Source organism: Tanticharoenia sakaeratensis NBRC 103193, from assembly GCF_000963885.1.
Lineage (GTDB): Bacteria > Pseudomonadota > Alphaproteobacteria > Acetobacterales > Acetobacteraceae > Tanticharoenia > Tanticharoenia sakaeratensis.
This window is the reverse complement of sequence record NZ_BALE01000034.1, coordinates 38,162-54,918: the sequence shown is the minus strand read 5'-3', so window position 1 is coordinate 54,918 and position 16,757 is coordinate 38,162. Positions and strand designations below refer to the sequence as shown.

13 protein-coding genes, 1 tRNA gene and 1 pseudogene are annotated in these 16,757 nt (G+C 65.0%); 9 read left to right on the top strand and 6 right to left on the bottom strand.

What is annotated here, in order from left to right; all coding sequences use genetic code 11:
* Positions 1 to 50: 50 nt before the first annotated feature.
* On the bottom strand, positions 51 to 779 hold the full coding sequence (ubiG, locus tag B8446_RS11425; RefSeq protein ID WP_048849707.1) for a bifunctional 2-polyprenyl-6-hydroxyphenol methylase/3-demethylubiquinol 3-O-methyltransferase UbiG: 729 nt from the start codon (positions 777 to 779) through the stop codon (positions 51 to 53).
* Between the two features lie 267 nt (positions 780 to 1,046).
* On the opposite strand from ubiG, the gene B8446_RS11420 reads away from it, so the two are divergent.
* From B8446_RS11420 to prfA, 6 genes are all read left to right on the top strand, one after another.
* Positions 1,047 to 2,288 carry an aspartate kinase gene (locus tag B8446_RS11420; protein WP_048849705.1) on the top strand — a complete coding sequence of 414 codons (1,242 nt, stop codon included), beginning with the start codon at positions 1,047 to 1,049 and terminating at the stop codon, positions 2,286 to 2,288.
* A gap of 32 nt (positions 2,289 to 2,320) precedes the next feature.
* Entirely contained in the window at positions 2,321 to 3,400 is a 1,080-nt protein-coding gene (locus tag B8446_RS11415) for an NAD(P)H-dependent flavin oxidoreductase (protein WP_148505969.1), read from the top strand.
* Positions 3,397 to 4,668, top strand: a complete 1,272-nt coding sequence (locus tag B8446_RS11410) for a helix-turn-helix domain-containing protein (RefSeq protein WP_048849702.1) — start codon at positions 3,397 to 3,399, stop codon at positions 4,666 to 4,668. The genes B8446_RS11415 and B8446_RS11410 overlap by 4 nt, the downstream gene beginning before the upstream one ends.
* 86 nt (positions 4,669 to 4,754) lie before the next feature.
* Positions 4,755 to 5,897 (top strand): flavodoxin-dependent (E)-4-hydroxy-3-methylbut-2-enyl-diphosphate synthase, encoded by a 1,143-nt coding sequence (gene ispG / locus B8446_RS11405; RefSeq protein ID WP_048849701.1) that lies wholly within the window; start codon positions 4,755 to 4,757, stop codon positions 5,895 to 5,897.
* On the top strand, positions 5,897 to 7,159 hold the full coding sequence (hisS, locus tag B8446_RS11400) for a histidine--tRNA ligase (RefSeq protein ID WP_048849700.1): 1,263 nt from the start codon (positions 5,897 to 5,899) through the stop codon (positions 7,157 to 7,159). The genes ispG and hisS overlap by 1 nt, the downstream gene beginning before the upstream one ends.
* 4 nt (positions 7,160 to 7,163) lie before the next feature.
* A complete protein-coding gene (prfA, locus tag B8446_RS11395; protein WP_048849698.1) occupies positions 7,164 to 8,222 on the top strand; it encodes a peptide chain release factor 1 in 1,059 nt (352 codons plus the stop codon).
* 2 nt (positions 8,223 to 8,224) lie between these two features.
* Here the strand turns inward: prfA and B8446_RS11390 are convergent, their stop codons facing one another.
* Entirely contained in the window at positions 8,225 to 8,677 is a 453-nt protein-coding gene (locus tag B8446_RS11390) for a hypothetical protein (RefSeq protein WP_053053836.1), read from the bottom strand.
* Positions 8,678 to 8,704: 27 nt separating this feature from the next.
* Between B8446_RS11390 and prmC the strand changes: the two genes are divergently transcribed.
* Positions 8,705 to 9,565 (top strand): peptide chain release factor N(5)-glutamine methyltransferase, encoded by an 861-nt coding sequence (prmC, locus tag B8446_RS11385; protein WP_241767757.1) that lies wholly within the window; start codon positions 8,705 to 8,707, stop codon positions 9,563 to 9,565.
* 298 nt (positions 9,566 to 9,863) lie between these two features.
* Entirely contained in the window at positions 9,864 to 10,265 is a 402-nt protein-coding gene (locus B8446_RS11380; RefSeq protein WP_241767756.1) for a DUF4167 domain-containing protein, read from the top strand.
* Between the two features lie 217 nt (positions 10,266 to 10,482).
* Here the strand turns inward: B8446_RS11380 and B8446_RS11375 are convergent, their stop codons facing one another.
* Together B8446_RS11375 and B8446_RS11370 are read right to left on the bottom strand one after the other, a co-directional pair.
* Positions 10,483 to 11,349 (bottom strand): glycosyltransferase family 2 protein, encoded by an 867-nt coding sequence (locus B8446_RS11375; RefSeq protein ID WP_048849696.1) that lies wholly within the window; start codon positions 11,347 to 11,349, stop codon positions 10,483 to 10,485.
* A 69-nt stretch (positions 11,350 to 11,418) separates the two neighbouring features.
* A tRNA-Met gene (locus B8446_RS11370) sits at positions 11,419 to 11,493 on the bottom strand.
* 167 nt (positions 11,494 to 11,660) lie between these two features.
* On the opposite strand from B8446_RS11370, the gene B8446_RS11365 reads away from it, so the two are divergent.
* A complete protein-coding gene (locus B8446_RS11365) occupies positions 11,661 to 12,884 on the top strand; it encodes a mechanosensitive ion channel family protein (RefSeq protein WP_048849695.1) in 1,224 nt (407 codons plus the stop codon).
* Positions 12,885 to 12,888: 4 nt separating this feature from the next.
* Here the strand turns inward: B8446_RS11365 and B8446_RS11355 are convergent.
* Positions 12,889 to 15,204, bottom strand: a pseudogene (locus B8446_RS11355) (penicillin acylase family protein).
* Positions 15,191 to 16,738 (bottom strand): amino acid permease, encoded by a 1,548-nt coding sequence (locus B8446_RS11350; RefSeq protein WP_048849721.1) that lies wholly within the window; start codon positions 16,736 to 16,738, stop codon positions 15,191 to 15,193. Before B8446_RS11350 ends, B8446_RS11355 begins: the two are co-directional and overlap by 14 nt.
* Positions 16,739 to 16,757 lie beyond the last annotated feature (19 nt).

Below are 16,757 nucleotides of genomic sequence, written 5' to 3'. Positions count from 1 at the left end.
CGGGCGCGATAAATGTCGCGCCCGCCGAGCCTTAGTCTTCGCGAAATTGCTCAGTCGCGTGTGAAGATCGCGATGTAGTTGACGCCCGTATCGCGGGTCGCGCGCCAGCGCGGCGGGATGAACGTCATGCCGGCCACGTCCGTCATGCGCAGGCCCGCTTTCCGTCCCATGGCCGACAACTCGTCCGGGCGAATGAACTTGCGCCAGTCGTGGGTGCCGACCGGCAGCAGGCGTGCGAGATATTCCGCCCCGACCTTGGCGACCGTGAAGGAGCGGAGCGTCCGGTTAAGTGTCGAGATGGCGACCGACCCGCCGGGCCGGGTCAACGTGCTCAACATCTTCAGAAAGGCCTGCGGGTCGGTGACATGCTCGATGACCTCGAGCGCGGTCACGACGTCGAACTGCGCGCCCTCGCTGACCAGATCCTCGGCACTGCCGGCGCGGTAGGAGAGGGTGCCAGCCGTGGCGGGCAGGGGGGCCTGCTCCTGATGGGCGGCCGCTGCGGCGATTGCCTCTTTCGACGCATCGAGCCCGAGCACGTTGAGGCCCATCTTCGCGAAGGCCTCGCTGGCGAGGCCGGCACCGCAACCGATATCGAGCAGGCTCAGCGGTCCGCCGCGGGCCTGCGTCAGCGGTTCGAGCCGCTGTTCGATCCAGGAGGTCCGCAGTGGATTCATCGCGTGCAGGACGCGCATCGATCCGCTTGCGTCCCACCATGTCGCGGCGAGTTTATCGAAATGAGCGATCTCGCGCGCGGAAACCGAATGTCCGTCAGGCATGTGTATCGTGTGGCCCTATTTGAAGAGAGGTGCAAAACCGCAATGAAAAATGGCGGTAAACCGCGTGATCGTCTGGACGTGGAGCGTGCCAGACGGTATGTGAGCCGCCTTCGCCCGCATCGCGTGTCGGGAAACCGTTTGTCATCTGCGTGCTGACTTGCGGCGTCGGGCGTGAAATTGCAATCGCCCGAATGCGGGCATCCCCCGCGCGTGCATCACGGTATGACCGCGCGTGACGGAAAGCGTGTCCCGGAGAGCAAGGTTCCAATGTCCAGCACGCCGGCCCGGATCGTCATGAAGTTCGGTGGCACATCGGTTGGAGATCTCGACCGAATCCGTGCCGTCGCCGAGCGCGTGCGGGGCGAGGTCGCCGCCGGTGCGCAGGTGACGGTCGTCGTGTCCGCCATGGCAGGTGTCACGAATCGCCTGGTCGCCGATTGCGCGGCACTGCACGATCTCGCCGATCCGCGGGAATACGACGCGGTCGTGGCAGCCGGCGAACAGGTGACAAGCGGGCTTGTCGCCATTGCATTGCAGGCTCTCGGCGTTCCCGCCCGATCCTGGCTCGGCTGGCAGATCCCGTTGCTCACCGATAATGCGCATGGCCGCGCACAGATCGAGAGCGTGGATGGCGCTGCATTAATCGGCTGCATGGAGGCGGGCGTCGTGCCGGTGGTTGCCGGCTTCCAGGGCATCGGCCCGGAGGAACGGATCGCAACGCTGGGGCGGGGCGGCTCGGATACGTCGGCCGTGGCCGTGGCGGCAGCCGTGAAGGCGGATCGTTGCGACATCTATACCGATGTCGATGGCATCTACACGACCGATCCGCGTATCGTGTCGCGGGCCCGCAAGCTCGACCGCATCACCTATGAGGAGATGCTGGAGCTCGCGTCCGTGGGGGCAAAGGTTCTGCAGACGCGCAGCGTCGGTCTCGCCATGCGCGAGCGGGTTCGGGTGCGCGTCCTGTCGAGCTTCGCGGAGTCGGGCTTGGTGCAGGCGGGATCACTGGTTGTTGACGAGGAAGAGATCGTGGAGAAGCAGGTTGTCGCCGGTATTGCCTACTCGCGCGACGAGGCGAAGATTTCCGTGCGCGGCATACCGGATCGTCCCGGGATCGCGGCTGCGATCTTTGGTCCGCTCACGGCGGCGCACGTCAATATCGACATGATCGTCCAGAGCACAGGCACGGACGGTCTGACGAACATGACGTTCACGGTCGGCTGCGTCGATCAGGCGCGTGCGGTGGCAGTGCTCGAAGAACAGCAGGATCATATCCAGTATGCCGAGTTGCATACGTCGCGCGATGTCGTGAAGATCAGCGTCGTCGGCGTAGGCATGCGGTCCCATACCGGCATCGCCAATACGATGTTCCGCACGCTTGCCGAGCGGGGCATCAACATCCAGGTCATCTCGACGAGCGAAATCAAGATTTCCGTGCTGATCGACGCGGAATACACGGAGCTTGCCATGCGCGCCCTGCATACGGCCTACGGTCTGGACGCGCGGTGACCGATACCGCCATGTCAGCAGTCAACGACACCATGACGCACCCTGCCGTCTCGGATGTCCCGGTCGCCACGGACGACCACGCGCGTCTCGAAGCGCGCCGGACGCTCGACCATCTCTGGTCGGCCGGAAAATCGTTCCTCGGCAGCGAAATGGCCATTCTGGGCGGTGCGATGTCGTGGGTCAGCGAGCGACACCTCGTATCCGCCATTTCGAACGCCGGCGGCTTCGGTGTCATCGCATGCGGGGCGATGGAGCCGGCGCGGCTGGCCGAAGAGATCGATGCGACCCAGGCCCTGACGTCGCGTCCGTTCGGCGTGAACCTGATCACCATGCATCCGCGCCTCGATGCGCTGGTCGATGTGTGTCTTGAGCGCAATGTCGGTCACATCGTGCTGGCGGGCGGCGTGCCGTCCGGGGCCACGATCCGCAAGATCCGCGATGGCGGGGCCCGGGTGATCGGGTTCGCGCCGGCGCTCGGCCTCGGCAAGCGTCTGGTAAAACTGGGATGTGAGGCGCTCGTCATCGAAGGCTCGGAAGCAGGGGGGCATGTCGGCCCTGTTTCGCTCACGGTCCTGGCGCAGGAAATCCTGCCGTATCTCAAAAGCGTGCCCGTTTTCGTGGCCGGCGGGCTTGGGCGAGGTGATGCGGTTCTGTCGTATCTCGAACTCGGCGCCTCGGGCGCGCAGCTCGGCACACGGTTCGCGGCATCGGCCGAGAGCATTGCGCACCCGCAATTCAAGGCGGCCTTCGTGCGCGCCAATGCGCGCGATGCCATTACGTCCGTGCAACTCGACGACCGGTTCCCCGTGATCCCGGTGCGCGGGCTGGCCAATGCAGCCAGCCGGGCCTTCATGGCGCATCAGGCCGATACGTTACGGCAGTTTCAGGATGGCGCCCTGTCCCGTGAGGACGCGCAACTCTCGATCGAGCATTTCTGGGCGGGTGCACTGCGACGGGCCGTGATCGACGGCGATGTCGAACACGGCTCGGTCATGGCAGGCCAGTCCGTCGGGATGGTCCGCAGCATCGAGCCCGTTGCCGCAATCCTGCATGATCTGGTCGAGCAGGCGGTCGATGCGCTGATCCAGCGGGAGGAGCGCACCGCGCGATGAAATCCGATGCGCGGCCGAACCGGACGCCGAGCCGGCCGGGTGGGCGATCGCCCAATCGCATGGAGGGTCCGCGCGAGGCGCAGGCGATCGGCGCGGAACTGCGGGCGCGGCGGGAGCAGCTTGGCTGGGCGCTGCTTGATATCGCCAACTGGCTTCGCATCCGGCTGCCGCATCTCGAGGCGCTGGAGGAAGGCCGGGTCGAGGATCTGCCGGGGGCAGCCTATGCGGTTGGCTTTCTGAAAACCTATGCAGGCGCCCTCGGGTTCGATGGCGAGGAAATGGCACAGCGCTTTTCGCGCGAGGCGGGCGGTGCGCTCCATCGCAAGCCGGAGCTGTCGTTTCCCGCGCCGGAGCCCGACCGCAGCATTCCGGTCAGCGTCCGTGTTGCGTCAGGGCTGGTCGTCGTCGTGATCGCCTATGTCGTCTGGTATCGCACTACCGGACACCAGGTGGTGCCGTCCGAGCATGTGCCGTCTGTCGCCGAGGTCATGCCCGGCGTAACGAGCCATGGAACGGCGTCGCCGCAGGTTGCGTCTGTTCTGCCGGAACCCGGCCATGCACCGACGCCGCGTCCGGTGACGCCGCCCGCGTCCGGTGTTCCAGCATCGGGGCAGGGCAGTGCGCCTCCCTTGCAGCCGCACGTTCAGCCGCCCGTCGCGAGTCCGTCTGTCCCAGCGCCGGGTGTCGTGCTGCCCCGTGAAGGCGCGGAAGTAACGGCATCCGGCGCGGCCATGCCGAATGCCAGCGCCCCGAATGCGGCAGCGAATGGCAGCGAGGGCGCAAATACGCCTGTGCCGCCTCTGCATGACGAAACATCGGCACTGGCGGCCGGCGCATTGCCTCAGGCACCCGTCCCTCCGACGACGCCCGCACCGAGCGTGCCGACGACGACACCTCCGGCACCGCCCGCAGCAGATGCGCCGACGGTGTCGCCGGATGTGCCCGTCATTCACGCTTCGGCAGACAGTTGGCTTTCCGTCCGGGACGCACAAGGTCATATGCTGGTGCAGCGTGTATTGAAGGCGGGCGAGACCTGGATGCCTCCGGCCGATTCGGCATCGGATGCAGTCTATCGCGTGACGGTCGGCAACGCGGGCGGGATCACGCTCAGTGTCGGCAGCACGATGACCGGGCCTTTGGGCCGCAGCGGCGCGGTCGTTCGGGGATTGCCGGTTTCCGCCGATGCCATTCGGTCAGGCCATGTCGTTCCGCAGTCGGGCGCCCCAAAACCCGCGTCGGACGCCATGCCGCCTGCGGCCGCACAATAGGGTTACGGCATTCGCCCTAGCCACGGCACATGGATTTTGGCAGGTAACACGCGCCAAAGCCCCAAATCGGAGCCAGAGGACAGGTCATGAGCAGCTATCGCCCGTATCAGCATATCGAGCGCCGCAAATCCCGCCAGATTCACGTGGGCAAGGTCGCGGTCGGGGGCGACGCGCCCGTATCCGTCCAGACGATGACCAATACGCTCACGTCAGACGCACAGGCGACGATCGAGCAGATCCGACGCGCCGAGCTGGCCGGCGTCGATATCGTGCGCGTGTCCTGCCCGGACGAGGCGAGCACGGCGGCTCTGGCCGAGATCGTCCGGGAAGTGAACGTGCCGATCGTCGCGGACATCCATTTCCACTACAAGCGCGCGATCGAGGCCGCCAAGGCGGGAGCTGCGTGCCTGCGGATCAACCCGGGCAACATCGGCTCCGCCGAACGTGTGCGCGAAGTCGTCAACGCGGCACGCGACCACAACTGTTCAATCCGTATCGGCGTGAACGCCGGTTCGCTCGAGAAGCACCTGCTCGAGAAATACGGGGAACCCAACCCTGAGGCGCTGGTGGAAAGTGCCCTCGAGCACGCGAAGATCCTGCAGGATCACGACTTCCACGAGTTCAAGATCAGCGTGAAGGCGTCGGATGTCTTCATGGCGGTTGCGGCCTATCAGCAGCTCTCCGAGCAGTGCGATCACCCGCTTCACATCGGGATCACCGAGGCGGGCTCGAAGCGCGCGGGAACGGTGAAGTCGTCGATCGGCCTCGGCAACCTTCTGTGGGCCGGCATCGGCGACACGATGCGCGTCTCGCTCTCGGCAGCACCGGAAGAGGAAGTGCTGGTCGGCTGGGACATCCTGAAGTCGCTCGGCCTGCGCCATCGCGGCGTGAAGATCATTTCCTGCCCGTCCTGTGCGCGTCAGGGCTTCAACGTGGTCGAAACGGTGCAGACGCTGGAAGATCGCCTTCAGCACATCAAGACGCCGCTGACGCTGTCGATCATCGGATGCGTCGTGAATGGCCCGGGCGAGGCGCTGATGACCGATATCGGCGTGACCGGCGGTGGCGGTGGGCGCCACATGGTCTATTCGGCCGGACGTCAGGACCACACGATGGATGGCGCGAGCATGATCGAGCACATCGTCGAGCTGGTCGAAGCCAAGGTTGCCAAGATCCAGGCGGGCGAGGAAGACGCGACCACGGCGAAGCAGATGGACCCGGTCGCCTGATGGCGGCACCATCGAACGCGCTCCAGCCCGCACGTGGCACGCACGACCTGATCGGCGACGAGGCGCGCCGCTTCGAGCATGTCGTCTCGACGGCGCGTCGTGTCGTCGCGGATTACGGCTATGCGGAATGGACTACGCCGATCTTCGAGGACACGCGCGTTTTCGCGCGGACGTTGGGCGATACATCCGACGTGGTGTCGAAGGAGATGTATTCCTTCGATGACCGTGGCGGTGACAGCCTGACGCTGCGGCCGGAGGGGACGGCGGGCATCTGCCGTGCGCTCGTAACCAATGGCCTGACCCAGACCCTGCCGCAGCGGGCGTTCTATCAGGGGCCCATGTTCCGTTACGAGCGTCCGCAGAAAGGGCGCTATCGGCAGTTCCATCAAATCGGCGCCGAGCTTCTGGGCACGACGGACGCGTTCTCGGACGCCGAGGTTATCGCGATGGCCTATGCCGTCTGTCAGGCTCTCGGTCTGGCAGAGGGCCTGCGCGTCGAAATCAACACACTGGGCGATCTGGAAAGCCGCACCGCGTGGCGCTCCGCGCTGGTCGACTATTTCCGGGCGCGCGCGGATGCGCTTTCAGGTGAGAGCCGCAAGCGGCTCGAGACCAATCCACTGCGCATTCTCGACAGCAAGGATGCACAGGATCGGGCCCTTCTGGACGAGGCACCGGCGTTCTCGGCCTACCTGAATGCGTCATCGAAGGCGTTCTGGGACCGGCTGCGCTGGTCGCTCGAAGCGTTCGGCGTACCGTTCGTCGAAAACCCGCGGATCGTGCGCGGGCTCGATTACTACAGCCATACCGCCTTCGAATTCACGACCGATCGGCTTGGCGCTCAGGCAACCGTGCTGGCGGGTGGCCGATACGAAGGTCTGGTTGGGCAGATGGGCGGTCCGGAAGTGCCTGGCATCGGATGGGCCGGTGGCATCGAACGTCTGGCGCTTCTGCTGGAGGACATGGCCGCCGAGGCTCCCGGTATCGCGGTGCTGCCGACCGGCGAAGATACGATGGCGGCGGCTGCGGCCGTTGCGCAGTCGCTCCGGGCCAGAGGCCTGCGCGCTGAGATCGTCTATCGCGGCGCGATGAAGAAGCGCATGGAGCGCATCGTGAAATCAGGCGCCGAATATGCGGTAGTCCTGGGGGACGAGGAGCTTTCGCGCGGTTGCGTGCAGTTGCGCGACCTTCGCCTGCGTGCGCAGCGCGAGGTTCCGATCGATGCGGTTGCCGATCAGATCCGGGCGATCGGGAGCGCATAAGACCGTGGCATTGGACGAGCGGCTTGATCGTGTGGTCGCGCGCCATGACGAACTGCAAGCGATTCTGGCCGAGGGCAGCGGCGAGAACTTCACGGCGGCCTCACGCGAATATGCCGAGCTCGCGCCAGTGGTGGCTGCAATCGAGGCCTATCGCGGCGCTGACCGGGCACGCGAAGCGACTCGTGCGATGCTCGACGACCCCGAGATGCGCGAGCTGGCGCAGGCCGAGCTCGAGGCGCTGAACGCGCAGATGGACGCGCTGCATCAGGCTGTGCGGCTGGCGCTGCTGCCACGCGATCAGGCGGATGAGCGCAGTGCGATCCTTGAAATTCGGCCGGCGGCCGGCGGCGACGAGGCAGCGCTCTTCGCATCCGAGCTGTTCGACGCGTATCGACGGTTCGCGGATCTGAGTGGCTGGCGCTTCGAGGTTCTCGAATACGACGAGAGCGAGCTTGCCGGTCTGCGTGCCGGGATGGCGACGGTCACGGGGCGCGGCGTGTTCGCGCGTCTCAAATACGAATCGGGCGTGCATCGCGTGCAGCGCGTGCCTGCGACCGAAAGCCAGGGCCGGATCCACACGTCGACGGTCACCGTCGCGGTGCTGCCGGAGGCCGAGGAGGTGGACGTCGCAATCAATGATGGCGATTTGCGGATCGACGTCTATCGCGCGTCGGGTGCCGGCGGGCAGCACGTCAACAAGACGGAAAGTGCCGTTCGCATCACCCATCTTCCCTCCGGCATTGTGGTTGCGATGCAGGAGGAGAAAAGCCAGCACAAGAACCGTGCGAAGGCGATGAAGATCCTGCGCGCCCGGCTGTATGAACGCGAGCGCGCGCAGGCGCATGCGAGCCGGGCCGCGGACCGGAAGTCACAGGTCGGTACTGGCGACCGTTCGGAGCGGATTCGGACCTACAATTTTCCGCAAGGTCGCGTGACCGACCACCGGATCAACCTGACGCTCTACAAGATCGACCGGATCATGCAGGGCGAATTCGCCGAGATCGTGGATGCACTGGCGCAGGACGAGCAGACGGCGCTGCTGGCGGCCGAGGGTCTGGCCTGAGGTCAGACGGACGGGCTGATGCAGGCGCCGGACCGGCCCGGATGATGCTCGGCGATCGTCGGATCGTCAGGGTCGGTCAGGTAGAAATCGGTGAAGTCGGCGGCACCGATCGCCTGAAGCGTATGGCCATCCGGATGATTGAGGATGCCTTCGCTGCTGACCTGATGGGTTTCGTGACGACCGTCAGGCGTCTGGATCGTGATCTCGCCGCATAGTGCATAATCGTGGTTCACACGGCCCATCGGGGTCTGCACGACGCGCGACTGGGTCGGGGTATTGGGATCGAGCCTGAACGTGGCGGCCAGATTGCCGTCGATATAGAGCCGTGAGACTTCGGACACTTCGACCGGCGCCCGGTCATCGACGACCGTGAAACTTCCGGCGTGCGCTGCGCCGCAGAAAGCGAAACCTGCGAGCGCCGCCGCCCGACATGAGGCGAGAGAGATCCTGAACATGCCCCTTGATACCGCGAGAGCCGTCCTGTGAGCCAGAGCCCGATTGCGTGGCGGGAGGTGCGAGCACGCCTGTTTCGTGATCTCGACACGGCCGGGATCGAAGATGCCGCGCGCGAAGTCCGATGGCTTGCGTGCCATGTACTGGAGACCGACGCGTCCGGGCTCCTGCTACGTGAAAATCTGACGGCACAGGAACTCGCACGGCTGGAACAGGCAGTAGAGCGTCGTTGTGCGCGGGAGCCTGCGGCATTCATCACCGGGGACGCGGGATTCTGGACGCTTTCTCTCGCGGTGTCGCGCGAGACGCTGATTCCCCGGGCCGACAGCGAGGCGTTGATCGAAGCGCTGCTGCAGATGCGCCCGGATCGTGCGTCGGTCCGCTCGGTGCTCGATCTCGGGACGGGGACCGGGTGTCTGCTGCTGGCGGCCTTGTCCGAATATCAGGAGGCCATCGGGATCGGTGTCGATCTGTCGCCCGACGCGGCAGTACTCGCCATGCGCAATGCCCGCGCGAACGGGCTGGACAAGCGATGCGCCTGTTTCGCGGGATCATGGGATACGGCACTGGACGCGCGCTTTGACGTGGTGCTGAGCAATCCCCCCTATATTCCGCGAGCCGATCTAGCCGGCCTGATGCCGGAAGTTCGGCAATACGAACCCGGCCGCGCCCTCGACGGGGGTGTGGACGGGCTCGATGCCTATCGCGTGATCGTGTCCCGTCTGCCCGATCTTCTTGTGCCGGGTGGATGCGCAATACTTGAAATGGGTATCGGGCAGATCGATCAGGTATCGGCACTGGCGCGCGGACAGGGTCTTGCGGAACGTGGGCGCTGGCAGGATCTGGGCGGGATCGCGCGAGCGCTCGTGCTGGAGGCGCCAGACGCATAAAGCGGTTGGCGCGGGCGGACTTCTGCGATAAACGATAGGGCGTCGCTGCCATTCACCGCATCGAAGACCGTCCGCGAACCCGGACGGCCGGCAGGTTGGTCCTGCGGATGCGACGATTTCGGTGCCTAGATGGCCCGGTATGGCAGTTCGGCATATCGACGCGATATCGACCGGAGTTGTTTCCGGCGGCTCCATGTTGGTCTTCGGGCCGGTGTGTGGTCGCGATGTCGCTCAAGGGCGTCTCGTTCGCCTTTTCGGCACGGCCGCGAACAGGAAAGTGCTTCGCAAGTCCATGAACATGAAACGTATGAGAAGCCGTCATCATCGGCCGACAGGTGGCGGTGGTGGCGGGGTGCGTCACAGCAATGGCCAGACGCCCCTGAACCGTAATCACGTGTTCGACAGCAACGGCCCGGACCTGCGCGTACGCGGCACCGCCCAGCAGCTGTTCGAGAAGTATCTCCAGCTGGGACGCGATGCGACCGGGACAGGGGACCGGATTCTGGCCGAGGCGTATTTCCAGCATGCGGAGCATTATTTCCGTATCCTGAACGCGATGACGCAGGCAGCGCAGCAGAGCCAGCAGGAACGTCACGTTCAGCGCCAGCGCGCCAATGCCGACACGGACGAGCGCCGCTCGCAGGAGTCTGGCGCCGAAGCGACGGAACAGCCGGAAGTGGCCGAATCTCCGGCTGACTGACAGCCTGCTCATGCCGATGGCAGCGCAAGGCGCGGCCATCGGCATGCATTTGCTACCGGATTACCCGATACGGCTTATCAGTCGCCACCCAGGGTGCCTGATATCGTTGATGCCTGTCAGGCTGGTACATATCCACGGCCGAAGCGGGCAGGGCGACACGATCCGGACCCTGCGCGCAGGCTGAGACACGCCCGGTCGCGTTATGGTCCGGCAGCTTTTAGAACGTATTGACGAAGCGGTCGGGCAGGCGCCACAGCGCGTCTCCGCTGACATGCAGATCGAGTGTGTAGCGTTCGTGCTCGCGCCCGACCATGCTGGCCCGCACGCGATCGCGCCAGTCGGCAAGCTGTGGGTCGCTCTCGGCCAGAGACGTGTCGTTGATCTGCGGCAGGTGGGCCATGCCCGACAGCATGGAGGCCCAGTTCTGATCGCCCATGCGCTGATGCTGTCCGAGATACTCGCTGCTCCACGCCTGCCGGCGCGTCCGCCCCAGACGGACAAGCCCGGAATCGAGATCGGCATAGCGCAGGTGGAACAGGAACAACGGGCTTCCAAAGACGCTCGGAATGTTCACGCTGTGAAAGCCCGGTGCCCAGGCGACAGGACGCCGGATGAGCGCGGGCTTGCACATGGCGCTTGAAAAGCGGAGCCAGCGACGTTGCGTGGATACGGGCCGTGACCAGTCGATCGGGGCTTCCGTTTCGATCGCATGAATGACGTCGAGACCGGTTGCGACGACGGCATCGCCCTGCGTCTGGGCGGCGAAATCGCGCAGTGATGGATAGAGCGCGGGATCGGCGACCAGAATCTCGTCGACGTCCACATAAATGACGGCATCGTAGTAGGACAGGAGGCCCGTGCAGATCGACGAGATCGCCTGCGCTCGACGTTCATCATCCTGGGGCGAGCGGGGCAGGCGGATCCGGTTGACCTCGCCGATCCGGTCAACAGAGCCGTCGCTGGACCCGTGGTCCACCACGTAGCAGTTGGCGGGCCCTGCCTGCCGGGCATAGTGGCGGCACCAGACCGGAAGGAATTCCGGTTCGTTGTAGACCATCGTGACGATCGCGAGCGGCGCTTTCATGGCGACGCTTCTAGCGATCCCAGGCGCATCGCGCCATGGTCATGTAGGGATTATCGGAACCGGGGCCGATGGTAGCGGCGGACGGATTTGAACCGCCGACCAAGGGATTATGATTCCCCTGCTCTACCGCTGAGCTACGCCGCCATGGCCTCCGGTGGAGGCCGACTTAAAGAACGTGTCCCTTGGTGTCAACCATGGAGACGCGTCGGGATGCACGGGGGCGAATTGGACTTCACAATTACGGCAAAAGGTCCCTACACGGGCGGGACGAGGTGGGGCCGGAGGGCCGTCCGGCCGATAGGACACAACATTTGAAGCAGCAATATCTCAGTTCGATGTTCGCCTTCCGGCAGTATTTCGACTGGCTTCCCGGGCCGGTCGCCTCTGTCCTGATGCTGTTCATCATCGGGCTGGTGACATTTTATGTCAGTCGGCTTGCGACCGACGCGTTGCTGCGGGTGCCGGGCTCACGCGGCGGCGCGGCCGTGCGTACGGTCGCCCTCGCCATGCGGCGTCCGGCGCGGCTCATGCTGGTCATTCTCGCTGTGGGGTCGTCGCTGCCGGCGGCGTCGGGGCTGTCATACGACACGATCCAGATCTTCGCCCGTATCCTGCTGATCGCCTTCATCCTCCTCGTCGGTTATTCGGCGGTCATTGCGTTTCGCATTGCGACCGAGGCCTATCTGATCCGGCTGTCATCGCGCGAACATACCGATGACATCATGGCCCGTACGCACCAGACCCAGATCCGGGTCCTGCGACGCATGGGCGAGATCATGACGGGCGTCGTAACGGTCGCGATCGCGCTCACGACCTTTCCCTCGGTGCGCAATTACGGCGTGTCGCTGTTCGCTTCCGCCGGTGCCGCATCGATCGTGGTGGGCTTTGCCGCGCGCGGCCTGCTGACCAACCTGATCGCAGGCGTTCAGATCGCAATCACCCAGCCCATCCGCATGGAAGACCTGATCATCATCAATGGTGACTGGGCCTGGGTGGAGGAAATCACCGCGACCTATGTCGTGCTGCGGGTATGGGACTGGCGGCGGCATATCGTGCCGATTTCCTATTTCCTCGAAAACAGGTTCGAGAACTGGACGCATAATTCGGCGGCGATCATCGGCGTCGTGTTCCTGTACCTCGATTACCAGGCGCCGATGGACAAGATCCGCGAGCAGCTTCAGGACATCATCAAGACCTGCCCGCTCTGGGACGGCAAGGTGTTCGACTGCCAGGTGGCGGACTGCAACGCGCAGATCATGAGCATCCGAATCATCGCAAGCGCGCGCAATGCGCTTCAGAGCTGGGATCTGCGGTGCGAGATCCGCGAGAAGATCATCAACCGGATCCGCGAGGAATGCCCCGAGGCGCTGCCCCGCAACCGCCTTGCGGTCGTGGCCGACGTTCCGGGCGGGGCGGCGTGGCCGGACGGCGATGTGCTGTCGAACGACATGATCTCGCCGCCGATCATGCGGCCGCCGCCCGGGTCATACATGGGCCCCCGGAGCAGTGCGGAGCCGTCGGCTCCCAACCCGTAGCCGTTCATGGCGTCAGGACCAGCGTCCAGCGGATTGGGCCAAGCAGGAGCGGTTCTGCGCGCCCTGCGACCCAGTCGGCCTGGCCTGCACCGTAATAGGGCGCAAGCGGATCGGAGGCTTCGCCCATCGGCATATCGAACAGGGCCTGCTCTTCATGGCCGGGGCTGATCACCTGTCGTTCGGATGCACCGAAACCGGGCACTGCGACACGCGGTAGCATGGTGTCACCGGCTTCGGCGACGCCCGGTGGATCGGTCAGAACGTGCAGCCCGGGGATGAAGCGCGACAACGGGTGATGGATGCCGACATGATTCGCGCGGCCCCATGTGAACTGCGAGAGCGTCCCGGCTTTCGCCACGTCGGCCTGGATCCGGGCGATGATGGCGCGGTCCACATTATCCCAAGAGTCGAAGCCCGGAGAAACGAGACCGGACGGGCGCCGTGTCAGCAAGGTTTCCACCGACCATGCGCTGCGTGGCGTTATCGGAAGGCTGGTATAGGCCCCGAACACGATCTGGAGCGCATGGGCACGATAGTCGTGCACGAGCCGGTAGCCGATGGAGTCCGGCACGGCGCGTTCACCCCAGTGCCGGGTCTCCGAACGAAGATCAGGTATATTGGCCACGGTGGTTGCGTGCAGGAGCAGGGCCTGCCACGTGCGCAACGCATCCGCATGGTCGTCCGTCTCGATGGCCAGCATGTCCGATTCAGCGAACCGGTTTCATGCATACAGGTCGTCGCGGATTCGGCTTGCGCGTAGACCGTCGGCATAGCCCCCGTCGCCCAGAAGGCGCAGTGCGTCTCCACCGACCATGCGTCCGTTGGCGGTCCATAAGCGGCCGCCCGGAGGGTCGATGATCTGCGGGACCTGGTCAGGCGTCAGATAACCGTGCCAGCCGTGATCTCCGCTGGCCCAGGAGTGTGGCAGGCCGTCGTCGACCCCATAGCGGTCGGGAACGGGCCCTATGATGCTCCACGCGATGTGCCCCTGCGCATCGGCCAGCAGAATATTCTGCTGTGGAAGGCCTGCATGATGGGCCGCATCCAGTCCTTCCTGCACGCTCCTTGCGTCTTCAAGCCCGCGGAAGCCGTCATATTGTATGGCGTTGTCGTCATGGGCGCTCCAGCGCCAGACGAGACTTACGCCCGAGGCGTCTCGACCCATGACGGGGCCCCAGATCGTTTCCTCGACAGGCACGTCATGTGATGCCCCGTGGGCAACGACCAGATGCTCATGAGATGTCGTGATCGGGCGTGGCCCGTCCGGCGTCTGGTAGGCGTTCGATGCGCCGGGCACGGGATCGAGGCGGATCGCCTCGCCCGTTTCGATATAACCGTCCGTCAGGGCCCAGGTGACGGCACCATTGCTGCCGGAAATGACGAACGGCTCGCCGGGCAGTGTGACGCCGACAAGATGCCGGGGGTGGGCGCTGGTCTGAACGAGTTCTGCGCGGTACCAGATGTTCGGCACGCTGAGTGCCAGATGCATGTCGTTGGCGAGCATGGCACTGCCGGTCGCGGTCAGATGTCCCGAGACGGCGAAGCTGTTCGATCCATGTTCTGGCACGGGCAGGGGAGCCTGTTGGCTGTGGTCTAACGGAAGAGCCATCGTCTCGGGCATGGGCGGTGCGGGCAGGACGCTGCCGTCGATGGGCGCATCCAGAGGCGTTGCGCGTGGCATCAGGAACGCGGCCATGTCGGGCCCGAGTGCTTGCCGCAGCATGGCGCGGTCCTGCTGCGCGCGCGGCGCGCTCGGCTGGAGATCGAGATACATCGCATAGACGACGAGCAGCGAGTCGGCTGGCTGCCAGTCTCGTGGTCTGACGCGCAGGATCGAGTATTCGAACGGCGGATGGCCGAGAGCGTGCAGGCCGGCGTTCACGCCGGCGCTGTAGGCGTCGAGCAGCGCACGGTCGTCGGGGCTTTGGAGGCCGAGCAGATGCCGGGCACGCTGCGCAAAACGATGAAGACGCAGGCGCTGGTCCAGCAATACCGCGCCCCGGCCGACAAGTTCGGACAGCGCGCCGGCGCCGGCATGGCGCATGAGGTCCATTTCGAAGAAACGTTCCTGGCCATGCAGGAAGCCGAGGGCGCGGGCGAGATCGGGACGGGATGATGCGACGATCCGGGGGGTGCCCTGCGCGTCACGCGTGATGACGACGGGCCCCGAGAGACCGACGATCTCAATCTGTTCTGAAAGGATCGAGCGGCTTGCGTGAAGGACGTGCCAGCCGAAGCCGCCGAGACCGATGCCGGTGGCCGAGATGACGGCGGCGAGAGACGCCGCCAGTGTGAGCAGTCGGCGGCTAGTCCGCGTCAAAGGGCGCTTGCGCCATGCGCGAATGGCTGCGGCCATAGGCGAAATAGGTGGCAATGCCGATGACGATGTAAATGCCGAGCAGGATGGCAGGCAGCGGGTTGCCGTTGCCGAGTGCGCGCAGGAGGTCGATGCACAGCGGCAGCGTCATGATGACGCAGAATGCGATCCCGAGGGCCGGCGCGATGCCGATCCAGAAGCCGCCAATCGTGATCCCACCTAACGGCACGCTGAACGGGCGCGTGATGCCGGGGCGTGTGTTGCGCTGCCAGATCACCGTGAAGTTGACGATCCCGAATGCGCATGCGGTGCCGATGCTGACGAGATCGGAGATCACTTCGAGCGGCATGGTCGCGGTCGCGATGGCTACCAATATGCCCAGCAGGATCGTACCGATCCAGGGCGTGCGCAATGTGGGATGCACACGCGAGAACGCGGCTGGGATCAGGCCATCCCGGCTCATCGAAAAGAAGATCCGGGTCTGCCCATAGAGCAGGCCCAGCAGGACGGAGCAGAGCCCGACCGTTGCGCCGACCTTGATGAGGAGGGCCAGCCAGGGCTCGTGCATGGCATTCACCGCAATGGCGAGCGGGTCGGCCACGCCAAGTTCGCGATAGGGCACGATGCCGATCAGGACGGATGCCACAAGGATATAGACGGCCGTGCAGATCACGAGAGAGAGGACGATCCCGATCGGGACATCGCGCCTTGGATTGCGCGCTTCCGCGGCAGCGGTGGAGACGGCCTCGAAGCCGACATAGGCGAAGAAGATGATCGAGGCGGCGCGGAAGACACCGGGAAGCCCGTATCGGAAGCCGCCTTCGCTCTGCGGGATGAACGGGTGCCAGTAGGCGGCATGCATGGCCTGCAGCCCGAATCCCACAAATACGAACAGCACGCCGACCTTGATCACGACGATGACCGCATTCACGCGTGCGGATTCCTGCACGCCGCGGACCAGCAAGGCCGTCACGATCATCACGGCCAGCCCCCCGACGAAGTCGAGGCGAGGGCCGACCGTCAGCGTCAGGTTTGCGCCCGACAGCACGGTCTGAAATGTCGATTGCGACAATGCGGCCGGCACGTGCACGCCCAGGTCGGACAGCAGGCTGGTGGCGTAGCCGGACAGGCCCGATGCGACCGCCGCGCAGGATATCCCGTATTCGAGCAGGAGGAGCCAGCCGACAGTCCAGGCCGCACCTTCGCCGATCGAGACGTAGGCATAGGAATAGGCCGATCCGGCGACCGGAAGCGTCGAGGACAGCTCGCCATAGGAAAATGCCGTGAACAGGCAGGCAAGGGCCGCAATCACGAACGAGACCAGAACGGCGGGGCCGGCATAATCGGCGGCGGCTTCCCCCGTCATGACATAGATGCCCGCACCGATGGTGGCGCCGACGCCGAGCAGCGTCAGCTGTGTTGCGGTAAGCGTTCGCTTGAGATCATGCGATTGGCATTCGGCAGTGACCTGATCGAGCGTCTTGCGCCGTGTCAGTCGGGTCACGGGCAAGGCGAGAGATGATTGCGGGTCTGACATGACTTCCCACAATGCAGGA